The sequence below is a fragment of the Actinosynnema pretiosum genome (assembly GCF_024171695.1).
Classification (GTDB): domain Bacteria; phylum Actinomycetota; class Actinomycetes; order Mycobacteriales; family Pseudonocardiaceae; genus Actinosynnema; species Actinosynnema pretiosum.
On sequence record NZ_JAMTCF010000010.1, the window covers coordinates 163,654 to 177,944 of the forward strand.

13 protein-coding genes are annotated in these 14,291 nt (G+C 73.6%); 5 read left to right on the forward strand and 8 right to left on the reverse strand.

Features of this window, described 5'->3' with window-relative positions; translation table 11 throughout:
- Positions 1–3: 3 nt before the first annotated feature.
- Positions 4–816 (reverse strand): YybH family protein, encoded by an 813-nt coding sequence (locus LV78_RS21650; protein WP_253847253.1) that lies wholly within the window; start codon positions 814–816, stop codon positions 4–6.
- 2 nt (positions 817–818) lie between these two features.
- On the opposite strand from LV78_RS21650, the gene LV78_RS21655 reads away from it, so the two are divergent.
- Positions 819–1,850 carry a sigma-70 family RNA polymerase sigma factor gene (locus tag LV78_RS21655; RefSeq protein ID WP_253847254.1) on the forward strand — a complete coding sequence of 344 codons (1,032 nt, stop codon included), beginning with the start codon at positions 819–821 and terminating at the stop codon, positions 1,848–1,850.
- A 267-nt stretch (positions 1,851–2,117) separates the two neighbouring features.
- Here LV78_RS21655 and LV78_RS21660 read toward each other — a convergent pair whose 3' ends face one another.
- Positions 2,118–2,693: a TetR/AcrR family transcriptional regulator gene (locus LV78_RS21660; protein WP_253847256.1), complete on the reverse strand. Its 576-nt coding sequence runs from the start codon at positions 2,691–2,693 to the stop codon at positions 2,118–2,120.
- Between the two features lie 3 nt (positions 2,694–2,696).
- Between LV78_RS21660 and LV78_RS21665 the strand changes: the two genes are divergently transcribed.
- From LV78_RS21665 to LV78_RS21675, 3 genes are all read left to right on the forward strand, one after another.
- A complete protein-coding gene (locus LV78_RS21665; protein WP_253847258.1) occupies positions 2,697–3,656 on the forward strand; it encodes an aldo/keto reductase in 960 nt (319 codons plus the stop codon).
- A 78-nt stretch (positions 3,657–3,734) separates the two neighbouring features.
- A complete protein-coding gene (locus LV78_RS21670) occupies positions 3,735–4,643 on the forward strand; it encodes an alpha/beta hydrolase (RefSeq protein ID WP_253847260.1) in 909 nt (302 codons plus the stop codon).
- Positions 4,644–4,775: 132 nt separating this feature from the next.
- Positions 4,776–5,573 (forward strand): hypothetical protein, encoded by a 798-nt coding sequence (locus LV78_RS21675; RefSeq protein WP_253847262.1) that lies wholly within the window; start codon positions 4,776–4,778, stop codon positions 5,571–5,573.
- 77 nt (positions 5,574–5,650) lie between these two features.
- Here the strand turns inward: LV78_RS21675 and LV78_RS21680 are convergent, their stop codons facing one another.
- Together LV78_RS21680 and LV78_RS21685 are read right to left on the reverse strand one after the other, a co-directional pair.
- The gene (locus LV78_RS21680; RefSeq protein ID WP_253847280.1) at positions 5,651–6,859 is read right to left on the reverse strand and encodes a GNAT family N-acetyltransferase; all 1,209 of its coding nucleotides are present in this window, start codon (positions 6,857–6,859) and stop codon (positions 5,651–5,653) included.
- A 413-nt stretch (positions 6,860–7,272) separates the two neighbouring features.
- On the reverse strand, positions 7,273–7,656 hold the full coding sequence (locus LV78_RS21685; protein WP_253847285.1) for a nuclear transport factor 2-like protein: 384 nt from the start codon (positions 7,654–7,656) through the stop codon (positions 7,273–7,275).
- Positions 7,657–7,860: 204 nt separating this feature from the next.
- On the opposite strand from LV78_RS21685, the gene LV78_RS21690 reads away from it, so the two are divergent.
- Positions 7,861–10,773: an AfsR/SARP family transcriptional regulator gene (locus LV78_RS21690; protein ID WP_253847287.1), complete on the forward strand. Its 2,913-nt coding sequence runs from the start codon at positions 7,861–7,863 to the stop codon at positions 10,771–10,773.
- 58 nt (positions 10,774–10,831) lie between these two features.
- Here LV78_RS21690 and LV78_RS21695 read toward each other — a convergent pair whose 3' ends face one another.
- From LV78_RS21695 to LV78_RS21710, 4 genes are all read right to left on the reverse strand, one after another.
- Positions 10,832–11,326 carry a hypothetical protein gene (locus tag LV78_RS21695; RefSeq protein ID WP_253847291.1) on the reverse strand — a complete coding sequence of 165 codons (495 nt, stop codon included), beginning with the start codon at positions 11,324–11,326 and terminating at the stop codon, positions 10,832–10,834.
- Positions 11,327–11,473: 147 nt separating this feature from the next.
- Positions 11,474–12,037 (reverse strand): helix-turn-helix transcriptional regulator, encoded by a 564-nt coding sequence (locus tag LV78_RS21700; RefSeq protein WP_253847296.1) that lies wholly within the window; start codon positions 12,035–12,037, stop codon positions 11,474–11,476.
- A gap of 17 nt (positions 12,038–12,054) precedes the next feature.
- Positions 12,055–12,678 carry a helix-turn-helix transcriptional regulator gene (locus LV78_RS21705; protein ID WP_253847299.1) on the reverse strand — a complete coding sequence of 208 codons (624 nt, stop codon included), beginning with the start codon at positions 12,676–12,678 and terminating at the stop codon, positions 12,055–12,057.
- Between the two features lie 330 nt (positions 12,679–13,008).
- Entirely contained in the window at positions 13,009–14,259 is a 1,251-nt protein-coding gene (locus LV78_RS21710) for an MFS transporter (RefSeq protein ID WP_253847303.1), read from the reverse strand.
- Positions 14,260–14,291: the final 32 nt, after the last annotated feature.

The following is a 14,291-nucleotide window of genomic DNA, read 5'->3' on the forward strand; positions in this document are numbered from 1 at the left end:
CGCTCAGCGGTCCTGCGCCGGGACGGACAGGTGCTGGTGGACCATCCGCCAGTCGCCGTCGCGCCGCTGGAAGACGCGGGTGCCCCTGGAGCGGGTCTCGACGCCGTCCACCACGACCCGGTCGAGCCCCCACGCCACGGCCAGGTCGCCGTGCGCGCGGACGGTCAGGTCGGGGACGTCGAAGTCGATCCGCCCCGGTGACGCCTCGAGCCCTCGACGGCACACCTCGCGGACGGCGTCGATCCCGAGGTACCGCAACGGCCCGGCGTGCTCGTAGGACACCACGTCGGGTGCGATGTGCTCCACCAACCCGTCGAGGTCCTTCGCCGCCGTGCGGTCGGACCACCGCTCGTGCACCGCCCTGACCTCGGCTTCGGACGCCTCCGGCGCCCCGGTGGCGTCCGCTGACGAGTGGTGCTCGTGCGCGACGACCCACCGGCCCTCCACCTTGGTGAGGCCGACGGTCAGCCGCAGCCGGTGGTCGGGGTCGCGCTCGAGGTCCGATGGCACGCCGCACCGCAGCAGCGCGACGGCGAACGCGACGTACGCGCCCGCCGTGACGTCGAGCGATTCGATCTCGAAGACCGCGCCGGACGCCTGCCACTCGAAGAACCCCGGCCAGATCGCGCGGTAGTCCGCGATGCCCCGCACGCCCCGCGCGGGCGGCGGCACGTCGAAGACCACGAGGTCCGGCGCGTGGTCGGCGAGCACGGTGGCCAGGTCGCCGTCGTGGACGGCCGCCGCCCACCGCTCGATGAGGTCGCGGATCTGCTGCTCGTCGGTCATGGTCTGCTCCCGCTCGTCGTTACCCTGCACGGGTGGAACCCCTGGTGGCGCGAGAACTCGTCGCGGCGGCGCGCGGCGGTGACGCCCGCGCGTTCGAGCGGCTGGTCGCGCCGCACCTGGCCGAGCTGCGGGCGCACTGCTACCGGTTGCTCGGCTCGCCGCACGACGCCGAGGACGCGCTGCAGGAGTCGCTCCTGCGGGCGTGGCGCGGCATCGGCGGCCTGGACGACCGGGGGTTCGCGCGGGCGTGGCTCTACAAGATCGCCACCAACCGCTGCCTCACCGCGATCGAGCGGCGCGGGCGGCGCGAGCTGCCGGTCGACCTCGGCGCGCCGGGTGGTGGGACCGCCCTGGGTGAGGCCGCCGGTGGGGAGGTCGCCTGGCTGGAGCCGTGCCCCGAGCCCTCGGCCGAGGCGCGCTGCCTGGCCCGCGAGAGCGTGGAGCTCGCGTTCGTCGCCGCGCTCCAGCACCTGACCCCGGTCCAGCGGGCGGTGCTGCTGCTGCGCGAGGTGCTCGGCTTCCCCGCCGCCCAGGTGGCCGAGCAGCTGGGCACGTCCACCGCGTCGGTGAACAGCGCCCTGCAGCGGGCGCGGAAGGCGGTCGGGTCGACCGAGCCGACCCAGCACGCCGTGCTGCGCGACCTCGGCGACGAGGCGGTCGGCGCGCTCGTGGCCCGGTGGAGCGAGGCCTGGCGCCGGGGCGACGTGGACGCGATCGTGGAGCTGCTCGCCGACGACGCCAGGTACTCGATGCCGCCGCTGCCCGAGTGGTACCGGGGCCGGGACGCCATCCGCGCCTTCCTGCTCGCCGGACCGCTGCGGTCGCGCTGGCGGTTCCTGCCCACCTGGGCGAACGGCCAGCTCGCCTTCGGCACCTACCTGTGGGACGGGGCGGCGGGGGCGTACCTGCCCGGTGGCCTGGACGTTCTCACCGTCCGGGGCGATCGCGTCGTCGAGGTGACCTCGTTCCTGACCGCCGACCTCACCCGGTTCCGCCTGCCCGCGCGCCTCCACCCGCCCGCGCTCGACCTCGTTCGCGGGCGCGGCGCTCCCCCGCTGGGATGATCCGGTGGCGGACCGACGTCGAGGGAGCGCCTGTGGCGCCGGCGACGACGCGGACCTCGTACGGCCCGCTCGCCGACGGGGGGGTGACGCCGCAGCGGTCCGTCCAGCCCGCCGGAAGCGGTCAGGCGACGTGCTGACCGCGTGCGCGCCGCTGTTCGGCGACGGTGACGGCGACCACGGGTCGGACTGGCAGGCCGGGCGGTGGGACCAGGCTGTTCCTGCGACGGCGTCCAGGTGGGGGCGAGCGGTGGGGGCGGGTACGGGCGGTCAGGCGCTCGCGGTGGCCGGGAAGAGGCGCTGCACGGCGGTGACGATCGCGGCGCGGCGGGCGGCGGCGAGGTCCCCGTCCTCGGGTTCCTGCTGTCCGGCCCAGGACATGGCGATCTGGTTGAGGAGGGTCAGGACGTCGAGCGGGTCCCAGGACGGGTCGAGGTGGCCGGCCTCCTGGGCGGCGCGCAGCTGCTCGACCTTGTGGGCGAGGGCGCGCTCGAACGGGTCCTCGTCCGGGTCGCCCGCGGGCGCCAGCTCCAGGCGGCCCCACATCAGCAGGCGGTGGCGCTCGGGGTGCGCGGCGAAGTGGTCGTGCACGCGGCCCGCGTAGCCGGGCAGGTCGGCGGGGTCGAGGCGGGTGGCCTTGGCGATCGCGGCGAGCTCGTGGGCGCTGACGCGCCGGTAGAGCTCCTCCTTGCTGCTGAAGTAGGCGTAGACGCGTTCCTTGCTGGTCTTCGCGGCCTTGGCGATGCGGTCGACGCGGGCCCCCGCGATGCCGTGCGCGGCGAACTCGGCGGTGGCCGCGTCCAGGACGCGCTCACGGGTGGAGTCGGCTCCGATGCGGGGAGGCACGTCATGCGGCAGCGGGCTCTGGGCGGTCAGGGGCTGAAGGTGTCGGCGCTCGGCTACGGCGCGATGGGCATCTCCATGGCCTACGGCTCCGGCGACGTCCGGGAGGGCGTGGCCGCCATCCGGCGGGCGCACGACCTGGGCGTCACCTTCTTCGACACCGCCGAGGTGTACGGCTGGGGCGAGAACGAGAAGGTCGTGGGGCGCGCGGTGGCCGGGTTCCGGGACGAGGTGGTGATCGCGACGAAGTTCGGCTTCACCCGCGACTACGGCACCGACAGCAGGCCCGAGCACATCCGGGAGGTCGTGGACAACAGCCTGGGCCACCTGGGCGTGGACACCATCGACGTGCTCTACCAGCACCGGGTCGACCCCGACGTGCCGATCGAGGACGTCGCGGGGGCCGTGAAGGAGCTGGTCGAGGCGGGCAAGGTGAAGCACTTCGGCCTGAGCGAGGCGGGCGAGCGCACCCTCCGCGCGGCCCACGCCGTGCAGCCGGTGTCGATGCTCCAGACCGAGTACTCGCTGTTCGAGCGGGACGTCGAGCGGCTGTTCCCGGTGCTGGAGGAGCTGGAGATCGGGTTCGTGGCCTACTCGCCGCTGGGACGCGGGTTCATCACCGGGACGGCGAAGCCCGCAGGGCAGTACGAGGCGGGCGACATGCGCAACGACGACCCGCGCTGGCAGCCGGGGAACTTCGAGCGCAACCTCGACGCGGTGCAGCGGTTGGGCGCTCTGGCGGAGGCCAGGGGGGCGACGGTGGCGCAGTTGGCGCTGGCCTGGCTGTTGGGGCGGGGGGAGCACGTCGTGCCCATTCCGGGGACGCGCGGCGCAGGCCGGGTGGCGGAGAACGTCGTGGCCGCGGAGCTGGGGCTGACCGCAGATGACCTGACGGCGATCGAGGCGATCCTGCCGCGCGGGGGTTTCGGCGCGCGGTACGCCCGGCAGCTGCCGGAGTGGATCTGATCCGCCGGGTCGGCGCGGGCCGGGCGCGGCGCTCCCCCGCTGGGATGATCGTGGCGGACCGACGTCGAGGGAGCGCCTGTGGAGCTGGAGCGGATCGACCCGTCGTTGCGGGACGGGGTGCGGCGGGCGCCTCGGGTTGACCTCAGCAGAGCGCTGGTGCGCAAGGCTTCCAGGGTCGTCGTGGGGTTGATGCCAGGGGCTCGGGTGCCGGGGGTGCGGGTCTCGGAGGTGCGTGAAGGTGGGGCCCGGTACCGGCTCTACCTGCCCGAGGAGCGCAGCGGGGCCGGGTTGGTGTGGGTGCACGGCGGGGGGATGGTCGGGGGTGGGCCCAAGCAGACCGACCGGTTGTGCGCCGAGACCGCTCGTGAGCTCGGGGTGGTGATCGCCTCCGCGCGCTACCGGTTCGCGCCCGAGCACCCGTTCCCCGCCGCGTTGGACGACTGCCGCGCGGTGTGGGAGCGGGTGCTCGCCAACGCCGGCGGGTGGGGCGTCTCGGTGGAGCGGGTCGTCGTGGGCGGGCAGAGCGCGGGTGGCGGGTTGGCCGCCGGGCTGGCGCAGCGGCTGCACGACGAGGGCGGGGCGCGGCCTGCCGGGCAGTGGTTGGTCTACCCGATGCTGGACGACCGGACCGCCGCGCGCGCCGAGCTGGACGCGGTGGGGCACTTCGTGTGGGACAACCGGGCCAACCGGTTCGGGTGGGGCGCGGTGCTGGGTGCCCGGCCTGGGGCGGGTGCGGCGCCGGAGTACGCGGTTCCGGCCCGGCGCGGCGACCTGACCGGGTTGCCGCCCGCGTGGATCGGGGTCGGGGACGTGGACCTGTTCCACGACGAGGACGTCGAGTACGCGCGGCGGCTGCGCGCGGCGGGGGTGGACGTGACGCTGGACGTGGTGCCGGGCGCGCCGCACGGGTTCGACGGGATCGTCCCGGACTCACCGGTGACCCGCGACTTCCTCGCCCGCGCGCGGAGCTGGTTGGGCGAGCGGTAGACGAAGCCGGTCAGAACCAGAGCCTTTGGAATGTCCAGACAAACTTTTATTTTAAAACTATTGACAGTTGACCCTTTCGCGCTTTTCTCATAAAATCTCCCCGTTTCGCAAAAAGTTCACACGGGGGAATGGGTGACAGTTTTAAACCTGCTCACGGAAGAGCCGCCTCCGAACTACCCGGCCGCGGCCAGCTTGTTCTCGCAACTCGCAGGCGTCCTAGCGGGATTCGCCTTCACGGGGTTAATAACACTGGTTTCAACCCAGCTCACCAGCAAGCGCCCCACCGGGAAAGTGCTGGAAAGCGGAGTTCCGCTACTGGCAGCGTTCGTGACACTGGTTCTGTGCAGCCTCAACTACGCTTTTGTGGCAGCCGAGACGCCGGGGCGCCCCAGAATAGCGACACTCCAGACATCAGCAGGGCTAGGGCTGTGCGTCGCGAGCGTGATGCTTCTGTACTCCATGCTCATACTGATACGCGGCCTGGAGCACGACTCACCCAAGAGTCGCGAGATCAGCCACACCCTAGGCAACACCATACGTTTTGTCATCGTTGTCATATTCCCCCCTCTTACCGTGTTATTGATGTGGAGCGGAGCACACGACCACGTACTGCAAAAGTACGGACCAGACACAGGATTTAGAGGGTTGGATTGGGCCGTTTTAGCGGCTGCGACGCAGACTACCGCCACAGCGATAATTTTTTCCCGAAAGTTCTTCAAGTGGAAACAGCACCACCCGGATCTCACCAGGAGAGTGTCCACCCTCTCCATAGTCCTTGCTACGATTTCGATTCTGGTGACAAACTTCACCGGAAATGTAGTGCGCGGGGAGATGACGGTGTCCGATTTGGTGCTACTGGGAGCAGTCCTGCTGACCGATGGGTTCGTCCTCGTGGTTGCCTATTCGGCAAGTCGTTTCACGATGCGGTGAACCACGAGGGTCAATCTCGAGCTGTCTTGCCCCAAATCCATGGGCTCGGTGCGCCGCCCGGCAGCTGACAACGCCGGTCAGAACCAGTGGACGCAGTGCGGGGCGCGGGCGACGCGGAAGAGCGCGTCGGCCCGCGCCGCCGCCTCCGGGTGGTGGGCTCGGACGTGACCTGCCCGGACCAAGGTGCTCGGGGCCACGCCGCCCAGGTAGAGCGAGCCCAGGTCGCGCACGTCCAGGGACAGGTCCGGGGTCCGGGTGGTGGGCGTGCAGCCGGCCCGGCCGTCGCGGACGGTCAGCAGGTGGCGCCCGCGCTCGGCCAGGAACGGGTCGGTCACGTCCAGCACCAGGTCGCCGTCCGCCGACCAGCCGCGCGCGGCGAGCGCGGCGGGGACGTCGAGCAGCCGCACCCACAGCCAGTCGGTCACCTCGCTCTCCTGCCCGGCGCGGACGTCCTCCAGCTGCCAGGGCAGCGGGTGCTCCGGCGGGAAGTGCTTGAACACGACCTCGTCCACCAGGTCGTGGCCCAGCGCGAACGCGGTCAGCCCGGCGGACGCCGCCGCGTTCTCGGCGACCAGCTCGTCCACGACCAGGGCGTCGTTCTCCAGCAGGTAGCTGGCGTAACCGTCGGGCGCGCCCGACGCGTCGTGGTGGACGGCGACGTGGCGGGGCGCGCGGGACACCGGCGGACGCCCCGCGCCCCCGGCCCACCAGCGGGGCGGGCGGGACAGCGCGCCGGGCTGGGTGCGCCGGTAGCGGTCGTACACCCGCTCCAGGACCTCGGTGGCGTCGGCGCGCGGGAGCAGGCGCACCGAACCGGTCGGGACGGCCGCACCTGCGCGGGGCGCGGCGAGCGCAGCCCGCGCGCGCTGCACGGTGAACCGCCGGGAGCGGGTCGCGGGGCCGTAGCCGAACCGGCCGTAGATCGTGGCCTCGGACGCCAGCAGCACGGCCATCGACTCGCCGCGCTCCCGGACCCCGGTGAGCTGGTGGCGCATCAGGGCCGAGCCCACGCCCTGGCGGCGGTGCGTGGGCAGGACGCCGACGCAGGTCACCCCGGCGACCGGGGTGGTGGCGCCGCCGGGCAGGGTCAGCTCGAACGAGTAGGACGCTGCGGTTCCCGCAGGCCTGCCGTCCGGCGCGGTGGCGAGCACGCCCCGGTCCAGCTCCAGCGCCGACCACCACAGGCCGCCGTCCCCCGTCGGGGTCTCCCGGAAGCGGCCGAAGGCGGTGTGCACGGTGTCGACGAAGACGTCGAGGTCGGCCTCGGTCGTGGCGCGGGTCTGCATGGCTGGAGCTGCCCTCCGGGGTGACGTGCGCGATCGCGGCACAGTGCACCCCCGGAGCCGGTGGCGGGGCAAGCGATTTGCGGCGGTGGCGGTGGCTGCGGGGGCCGGGGCGTGGGACGGGAGGGCGGGCACGGCGACGCCGTCCACGTCGACCGGTTCGGCCACGAGCCCGTCGACCCCGCCCCGGCCTGACGCCGTTCCTCCCGGTGGGTGGGACGAAGGCCGAAGCCCGCCCGCCGGGCCCCTCCGACCCGCGCGGGCCGTTCGGCGGTGCGGGACGGGGCGCGCGCGACAATCCCGCTAATAACAACCCCCTGAATTACCCGCGCGACCTGCGCGCCCCGTGCGGCACGCCGAAGCGCCGCTTCCACGCTCACTGCTCCGAACGTGTCGTCGACCACGTCGCCGAACCGTCACGGGGAGGTCGCGGAATAGAAACGCCTGCACCCGGCCAACAGCCCGTCCGGGCCGATGGTGAAGATGTCCGCGAATTCGACCTCCGCCCGCGCGGTGGTGAGCCTGCCCACAGCCGCGACGCAGTCCCCCTCCGCGATCACCCGCAGCAGCAGGTGCCTGCCCGGCGTCCCGCCGACCGGCGCGAGCACCTGGAGCACCTCCGGCCGGTCCCCCTGGACGGCCATCGGCGGCGCTTCCACCTGCGGGTTCAGGTGCAGCAGCGACTCCAGCCCCTCCACGTCGCCCTCGTCCGCGTACAGGTACGAGAGCCGGACGTGGTCGACGCCCGCCGCCGTCACCACGTCGCTGTGCGGCTCGGGCCGCCGTTCGCCGAGGACCATGCCCCCTCCTTTCGACCCCGCACGCGACGGCGCGTGCGGTGCGCGTGGAACTGATTTTCCGCATGACGGGCAACCCGCGCCTATCGCGCGACTATCACGGCGGCATCCCGGCGCTCCATAGTCTTTCCCAATGACCCGAGGAGGGCTCGGTTTAGGGCATCGGGCGGACATACACAATGCTTTCCCACCGGTACGTTCAGCCTGTTGTCCGACTCCGGGTCCCACGCCGGGCGGGTGAGCGGAGGTCTTGTGGACGAGGTGGTGGAGCGGGGCGCGCGCCTGGCGTTCCGGGTGCTGGGACCGATCGAGGTCACCGGCTCCGGGGGTCCGGTGCGCATCCCGCCGGGACGGCAGCAGGTCATCCTGGCCTGCCTGCTCGTCGAGGCGAACAAGGTGGTCAGCACGGACCACCTGGTGGACGCGCTGTGGGAGGTCAACCCGCCGGACACCGCGCGCACCCAGGTGCAGATCTGCGTGTCGCGGCTGCGCAAGACGCTGGCCGACGCGGGCGTGGAGGTGTCCATCGTGACCCGCCCGCCGGGGTACCAGCTGCGCCTGCCGGACGCCTCGCTGGACGTGCACGAGTTCACCAGGGGCGTCGCCGAGGGGCGCGCGGCGGCCAGGCGCGGCGAGCTGTCCGAGGCGTCCGAGCTGCTGCGGGCCTCGGTGGGGCTGTGGCGCGGGGAGTGCCTGAGCGGTCTGGCGAGCGCGCCGCTGCGCACCAGGGCGCTGCGGCTGGAGGAGGACCGGCTCAACGCGGTGGAGACCTGCCTGGGCATCGACCTGGAGCTGGGCCTGCACCACGAGCTGGTCGGCGAGATCGGCAGGCTGGTGCGCGAGCACCCGCTGCGGGAGCGGCCGAGGGCGCTGCTGATGCTGGCGCTGTACCGGTCGGGCCGCAAGGCCGAGGCGCTGGAGGTCTACCGCGAGGGCCGCGACCTGCTGGTGGAGGAGCTGGGCCTGGAGCCGGGCGAGGAGCTGCGGGAGCTGGAGCGGGCGATCCACGCGGGCGACGCCTCGCTGCTGCGCGGCCCCGAGCCCGCCGCGCGCGAGCGCAGGCCCGCCGAGCCCGCCGACGCCGCGCGCGCGGCGGTGCCCAGGCAGCTTCCCGCCGACACCGCCGACTTCATCGGCGGCGAGGAGCTGATCGCCGCCGCCGAGGAGGTGCTCACCGGCGGGACCGGGCGGCGCGCGGTCGGCGTGGTCGTGGTCATCGGCAGGCCGGGCGTCGGCAAGTCGACGCTGGCCGCGCACCTGGGGCACCGGGTGGCAGAGGAGCACTTCCCGGACGGGCAGCTGTACTGCGACCTGCGCGGCGGCTACGGCGACGCGGGCGGGTCCGCCGACGTGCTCGGCCGGTTCCTCCAGGCGCTCGGCATCCCCGGCGCGATGATCCCGGTGGAGCACACCGCGCGCACCGAGATGTACCGGACGCTGCTGGCGGACCGGCGGGTGCTGGTGGTGCTGGACAACGCGGTCAGCGAGCGCCAGGTCTTGCCGCTGCTCCCCGGCGGCGGGCGGTGCGCGGTGGTGGTGACCAGCCGGGCGCGGCTGACCGGCCTGCCGGGGGCGCGGCAGCTGGAGCTGGACGTGCTGGACCGGGAGCAGTCGCTGGAGCTGCTCGGCCGGGTGGTGGGCGAGCGGCGGGTCGCGGGCGAGCCGGAGGCGGCCGAGGCGCTGGTGCGCACGGTCGGCGGGTTGCCGCTGGCGCTGCGGATCGTCGCGGCGCGGCTGGCGGCCAGGCCGCACTGGTCGCTGGCGTCGATGGTGCACCGGCTGGCCAGCGAGCGGCACCGCCTGGACGAGCTGGCGCACGGCGAGATGACGATCCGGGCGAGCCTGTCGCTGACCCACGACGGGCTGGACCAGCCGACGCGGCGGCTGTTCGGGCTGCTCAGCCTGGCCGAGGGCCCGTCGCTGCCCGGCTGGGTGGCGGGCGCGGCGCTGGACGACGGCAGGCCGTACGCGTCGGACCTGATCGAGCCGCTGGTGGACGTGCAGATGCTCGACGTGGTCTCGGTCGACGGCACCGGCGAGTTCCGCTACCGCTTCCACGACATCATCCGGCTGTTCGCCCGCGAGCAGCTGGCGTCGGTGGACGAGCGGGAGCAGCGGGAGGTGCAGGAGCGGGTGCTCGGCGGCTGGCTGTCGCTGGCCGAGCAGGCGCACCGGGGCGTGTTCGGCGGCGACTACACCTCGCTGCACGGGACCGCGCCGCGCTGGCACCCGCACCCCGTGCACGCCGAGCGGCTGCTGGAGAACCCGCTGGAGTGGCTGGAGGGCGAGCTGCCGAACCTGCGGGCGGCAGTGGCGCAGGCCGCGCGGCTCGGGCTGGACGAGCTGTGCTGGGACCTGGCGGTGACCACGACGACGCTGTTCGAGGCGCGCGGGCACCTGGACGACTGGCGGCACACCCACGACGAGGCGCTGCGGGCCACCAGGGCCGCGGGCAACGCGCGCGGCACGGCGGCGCTGCTGGCCTCGCTCGGCACCCTGCACATCAACCGGGGGCGGGCCGAGGAGTCCGAGGCGGTGCTGGTGGAGGCGCTGACCGCGTTCACCGACCTGGGCGACGTGCGCGGGCAGGCGCTGTGCAGGCGCGACCTGGGGCTGCTGACCAGGCAGGCCGGGGACGACGTGGGCGCGCTGGCGCTGTACGGGCTGGCGCTGGCCGGGTTCGAGGAGGTCGGCGACGTGGTCGGCCGGGCGATCGTGCTGACCCAGCGGGCGCACGTGCTGATGCGCACCGGGCGGGACGACGAGGCGCTGTCGCAGCTCGCGGAGGCGATGGCCACCTGCCGGGAGGTCGGCTACACCGGCGGGGTGGCGACCACGATGCGCCGCATCGGGCAGGTCCAGCTGCACCGGGGTGAGCACGAGCTGGCGGAGCGGACGCTGACCGAGGTGCTGGAGATGGTGCGGGCCAGCCGGGACGTGATCGGCGAGGGGCACCTGCTGCACAACCTGGGCGAGGTGAACGCGGCGGCCGGGCGGGTCGAGGCGGCTCGTGAGTGCTTCGAGCGGTCGCTGGCGGTGCGCGAGCGGATGATGGACCACGGCGGGGTGGCGGTGGTGCGGCGGGAGCTGGCACTGCTGGAGGGGAAGGTCCCCGCGTAGCGCAGGGGGTCGGCGCTGACCCCCTCGGCTCGCTCGGGACCGGCGGGGTGGGTGCTGGTCAGTCCCACGGGTTGGTGTCGTCGGCGGGGGTGGCGTCCCAGGGGTTCGTGTCACCGGTGGGGGCGCTGTCCCAGGGGTTGGTGCCGCCCGCCGGGGTGGCGTCCCACGGGTTCGTGCCGCCGTCGACGGCGGTGGCCCCGGTCGGGGCGCCGTCCCAGGGGTTGGTGCCGTCCGCCGGGATCGCGTCCCAGGGGTTGGTGTCACCGGCGGGCGCGCTGTCCCACGGGTTCGTGCCGCCCGCCGGGGTGGCGTCCCACGGGTTCGTGCCGCCGTCGACGACCGAGGCCCTGGCGGGCGCGCTGTCCCAGGGGTTCGTGCCGCCGGTCGGGGTGGCGTCCCAGGGGTTCGTGCCGCCGTCCACGGCGGTGGTCCCGGCCGGCGCGCTGTCCCACGGGTTCGTGCCCTCGGCGAGGGCGTCCTGGGCGCCGAGCAGGGTCGCGGCGGTGATGGTGGCGGCGAGGGCGGCGGTCTTGGCGATCGCGGTGATGTTCATTTCTTCTCTCCCGTTCCAGTTTATTCTCTCTGGTGTTGGGGAAAAGGTATGACGGGATTTAATCCCGCCCCTATCACGCCATTTATCCTCCGCCTATCACGGGTTGCCCCGAGCCGTGATAGCGCTATTCACAGCTCGCTGACCTGGTCATACCAATCCAAGTCGCACCGCGTGGGCCACCGCGTGCGCCCGATTGCGCGCACGCAGCCGAGCGGTCAGCTCGTAGATGACGTTCTTGACCGTGTGCTCCGAGCAGGCCAGTGCTGCGGCTATCGCGGAATTGCCCAGGCCATCGGCCATGAGCTGGAGCACGGCGGTCTGCTTCGCGGTGAGCGCCTCGACCTGGACGACGCCCTCGCCGGAGCGCCCGAGCAGCCGCACCAGCGCTTGGTAGGGGACGACGCCGTCGCCGTGCAGCGCCGAGTGCACCCCGGCGACCAGCCGGGACAGCGGCGAGGCCACCGGGCACAGCACGGCGCTGGCGCCCATGCGCACCGCGCGCAGCACGCCGGACGGGTCGAACGAGTCCGCGAGCACGAGCAACCGGTCGACGCCGGGCCGGAACTGCGCGGGGCAGGCGTCCAGCGCCTCGTCCACCGACTTCGCCGCCAGCACCACGACCACGTCCGGTCCGATCGCGTCGACCAGCACCATGCCCGCCTCGCGCAAACGCCCTGCGACGTCCCGCGCCACCGGACCGACCGCCGTCACGTGCACCCGCACCCCGCTCACAGCAGGCCCGCCCGCAGCGCGTAGGCCACCGCGTGGGCGCGGTTGCGCAGCCGGAACCGGCGGGTGATGTCGTGCACCACCGTGGTGACCGTGCGCGGCGAGTAGCACAGCTCCTTCGCGATCTCCCCGGTCTCGCGCCCCTCCGCGACCAGGGCGAGCACCGCCCGTTCGCGCTCGCTCAGGCCGCTGCCCGCCAGCGCGGGCGAGGCGGGCGCCCCCACCGCCCCCTGCAACCGGTCCAGCAGGTCGGGCGGCACCGTGCAGTCGCCGACCGAGGCCGCCAGGACGGCGCGGGTCAACCGGCGCGCGTCCGCGTCCCGGCGGCGCAGCAGCCCGCGCACCCCGGCGAGCACGGCGTGCAGCGCCTGCACGGGCGTCAGCTCGGCCACCACCAGCACCACCGCCCCGCGCCGGGCGCGGGCCAGGTCGAGCACCTCCCGGTCGACCTCGTCGACCAGCACCACGGCGACCCGCGCGGACTCCGCGGCCTCGCCCTCCACCACCACCAGCTCCGGGCAGGCGCGCAACGCGCTCGCCGCTCCGGCCTCCAGCATCGGGTCCCTGGCCACCACGGCCACCGGCACCAGCGCGCTGTCCACTACCGCACAGGTCTGCTCCACGTTCGCCTCCAAGCGATTCCGACGGATGACATCGCGTGAGACTGATTCCGCCCACGAGGATCGGCAGACCGGCTATCACGGCGAAATCCCCGACTTATCCACGGGACTTGGACACGCGTACGGGTGACGGGGCCGTTCGGGAGGGGGTGGGGGCGCGCGGGTGATGACGCGGCAGGTCGCGGGGCTGCGGGCGGGACGCGGCAGGTCGGGGGCGCGGCGGGGCGGGTGGTGACAGCGGCGGTGGTGACGACGGCGCCCGCTCCCCCGTGGCGGGGAGAGCGGGCGGCGGGGACGGGAGGAACCGGGACGTGCGGTCGGGTGGGGGCCGGGTCAGCGCATCTCGCGCACCGGCTTCGAGGCGAGCACGCCGAGCGCGGTCACCGCCAGGATCACCGCCGTGCCGCCGAACATCAGCGCCGTGTCGCGCTCGGCCAGCGCCCCGCACAGCACCAGGGACAGCGGCGCGACGGCGTAGCCGAGCACCATGTCCACCGAGATCACCCGGCTGAGCACCGAGCCCTGGATGTTGCGCTGGATCCAGCTGAGCCCGAACACGCCCTGGAAGCCGATGCCGAAGCCCATCAGGAACACCGTCGCCACCGCTTCGAGCGCGCCCTCCACGAACCCCAGCGCGGCCATGCCCACCGCGAGCCAGCCTGCGAGCGCGGCGATCAGCAGCCCGACCCTGGGCTTGCCGCCGCTCGCGCCGCCGACCAGGGTGCCGAGCATGGCCCCCGCGGCGAGCGCGCCGTTGAGCACGCCCAGGGTGGTGGAGCCGCCCTGGACCTCGGTGCGGGCGAGGTTGGCGAAGCCGACGGTGAACGGCCCGGCGTAGCAGAACGTCACGGCCATGTCGACGACGAGGACGGTGCGGATGCGCGGGTCGGACAGGGCGTGGCGCAGGCCCTCCTTGATCCGACCCAGCAGCGAGACCTGCTCGGGGGCCGAGGCCTCGGCGACCTGCCCGGGGTCGCGGGGCAGGGTGCGCACGCCGGTCACGCACAGGGCGCACAGCGCGAAGCACAGGGCGTCGACCAGGAAGGCGTAGTTCGCGTCCGTCGCGGCGACCACCACGCCGCCCACCGCCGGGCCCAGCACCGAGGACACCTTGGCGCCCGCGCCGAGCAGCGCGTTGGAGGCGGGCAGCAGGTCCTTGGCCACCACGGACGGCAGGATCGACATGCGGGCGGGCTGGAAGAACGCGTCCACCGCGCCGAAGGCCGCCGCCGCCGCGCACAACCCCCAGAACCCGAGGCTGCCGGACAGCCCGGCCAGGCCGACCGACGCCATCACGGCGGCGCGGGCCCAGCTGGAGAGCACCATCAGCCGCCGGGTGGACCACCGGTCGCTCAGCGACCCGCCGACCAGGGTGAGCAGGGCGCGCGGGATGGCCTGGAGCGCCAGGACGTAGCCGAGCTGGAGGGTGGAGCCGGTCAGCTCCAGGGTGATCCAGGCGAACGCGATGTAGCTGAACCCGTCGCCGAGCAGCGACAGCGCCTGCCCCGCCCACAGCAGGCGGAACGACGGGAGCCGGGCCGGGGCCAGCAACCGGGCGCCTGCGCCGGTGAACGTGGTGGTCATGGCGGAGACCTTCTTCCTCTCCCCGACAGGGG

Bases quoted from the DNA above. Each gene is read 5' to 3' on its own strand.
- LV78_RS21695 (WP_253847291.1), bottom strand. From the start codon at position 11,326: ATGAACATCACCGCGATCGCCAAGACCGCCGCCCTCGCCGCCACCATC.
- LV78_RS21710 (WP_253847303.1), bottom strand. From the start codon at position 14,259: ATGACCACCACGTTCACCGGCGCAGGCGCCCGGTTGCTGGCCCCGGCC.
- LV78_RS21665 (WP_253847258.1), top strand. From the start codon at position 2,697: ATGCGGCAGCGGGCTCTGGGCGGTCAGGGGCTGAAGGTGTCGGCGCTC.
- LV78_RS21680 (WP_253847280.1), bottom strand. From the start codon at position 6,859: ATGCAGACCCGCGCCACGACCGAGGCCGACCTCGACGTCTTCGTCGAC.
- LV78_RS21685 (WP_253847285.1), bottom strand. From the start codon at position 7,656: ATGGTCCTCGGCGAACGGCGGCCCGAGCCGCACAGCGACGTGGTGACG.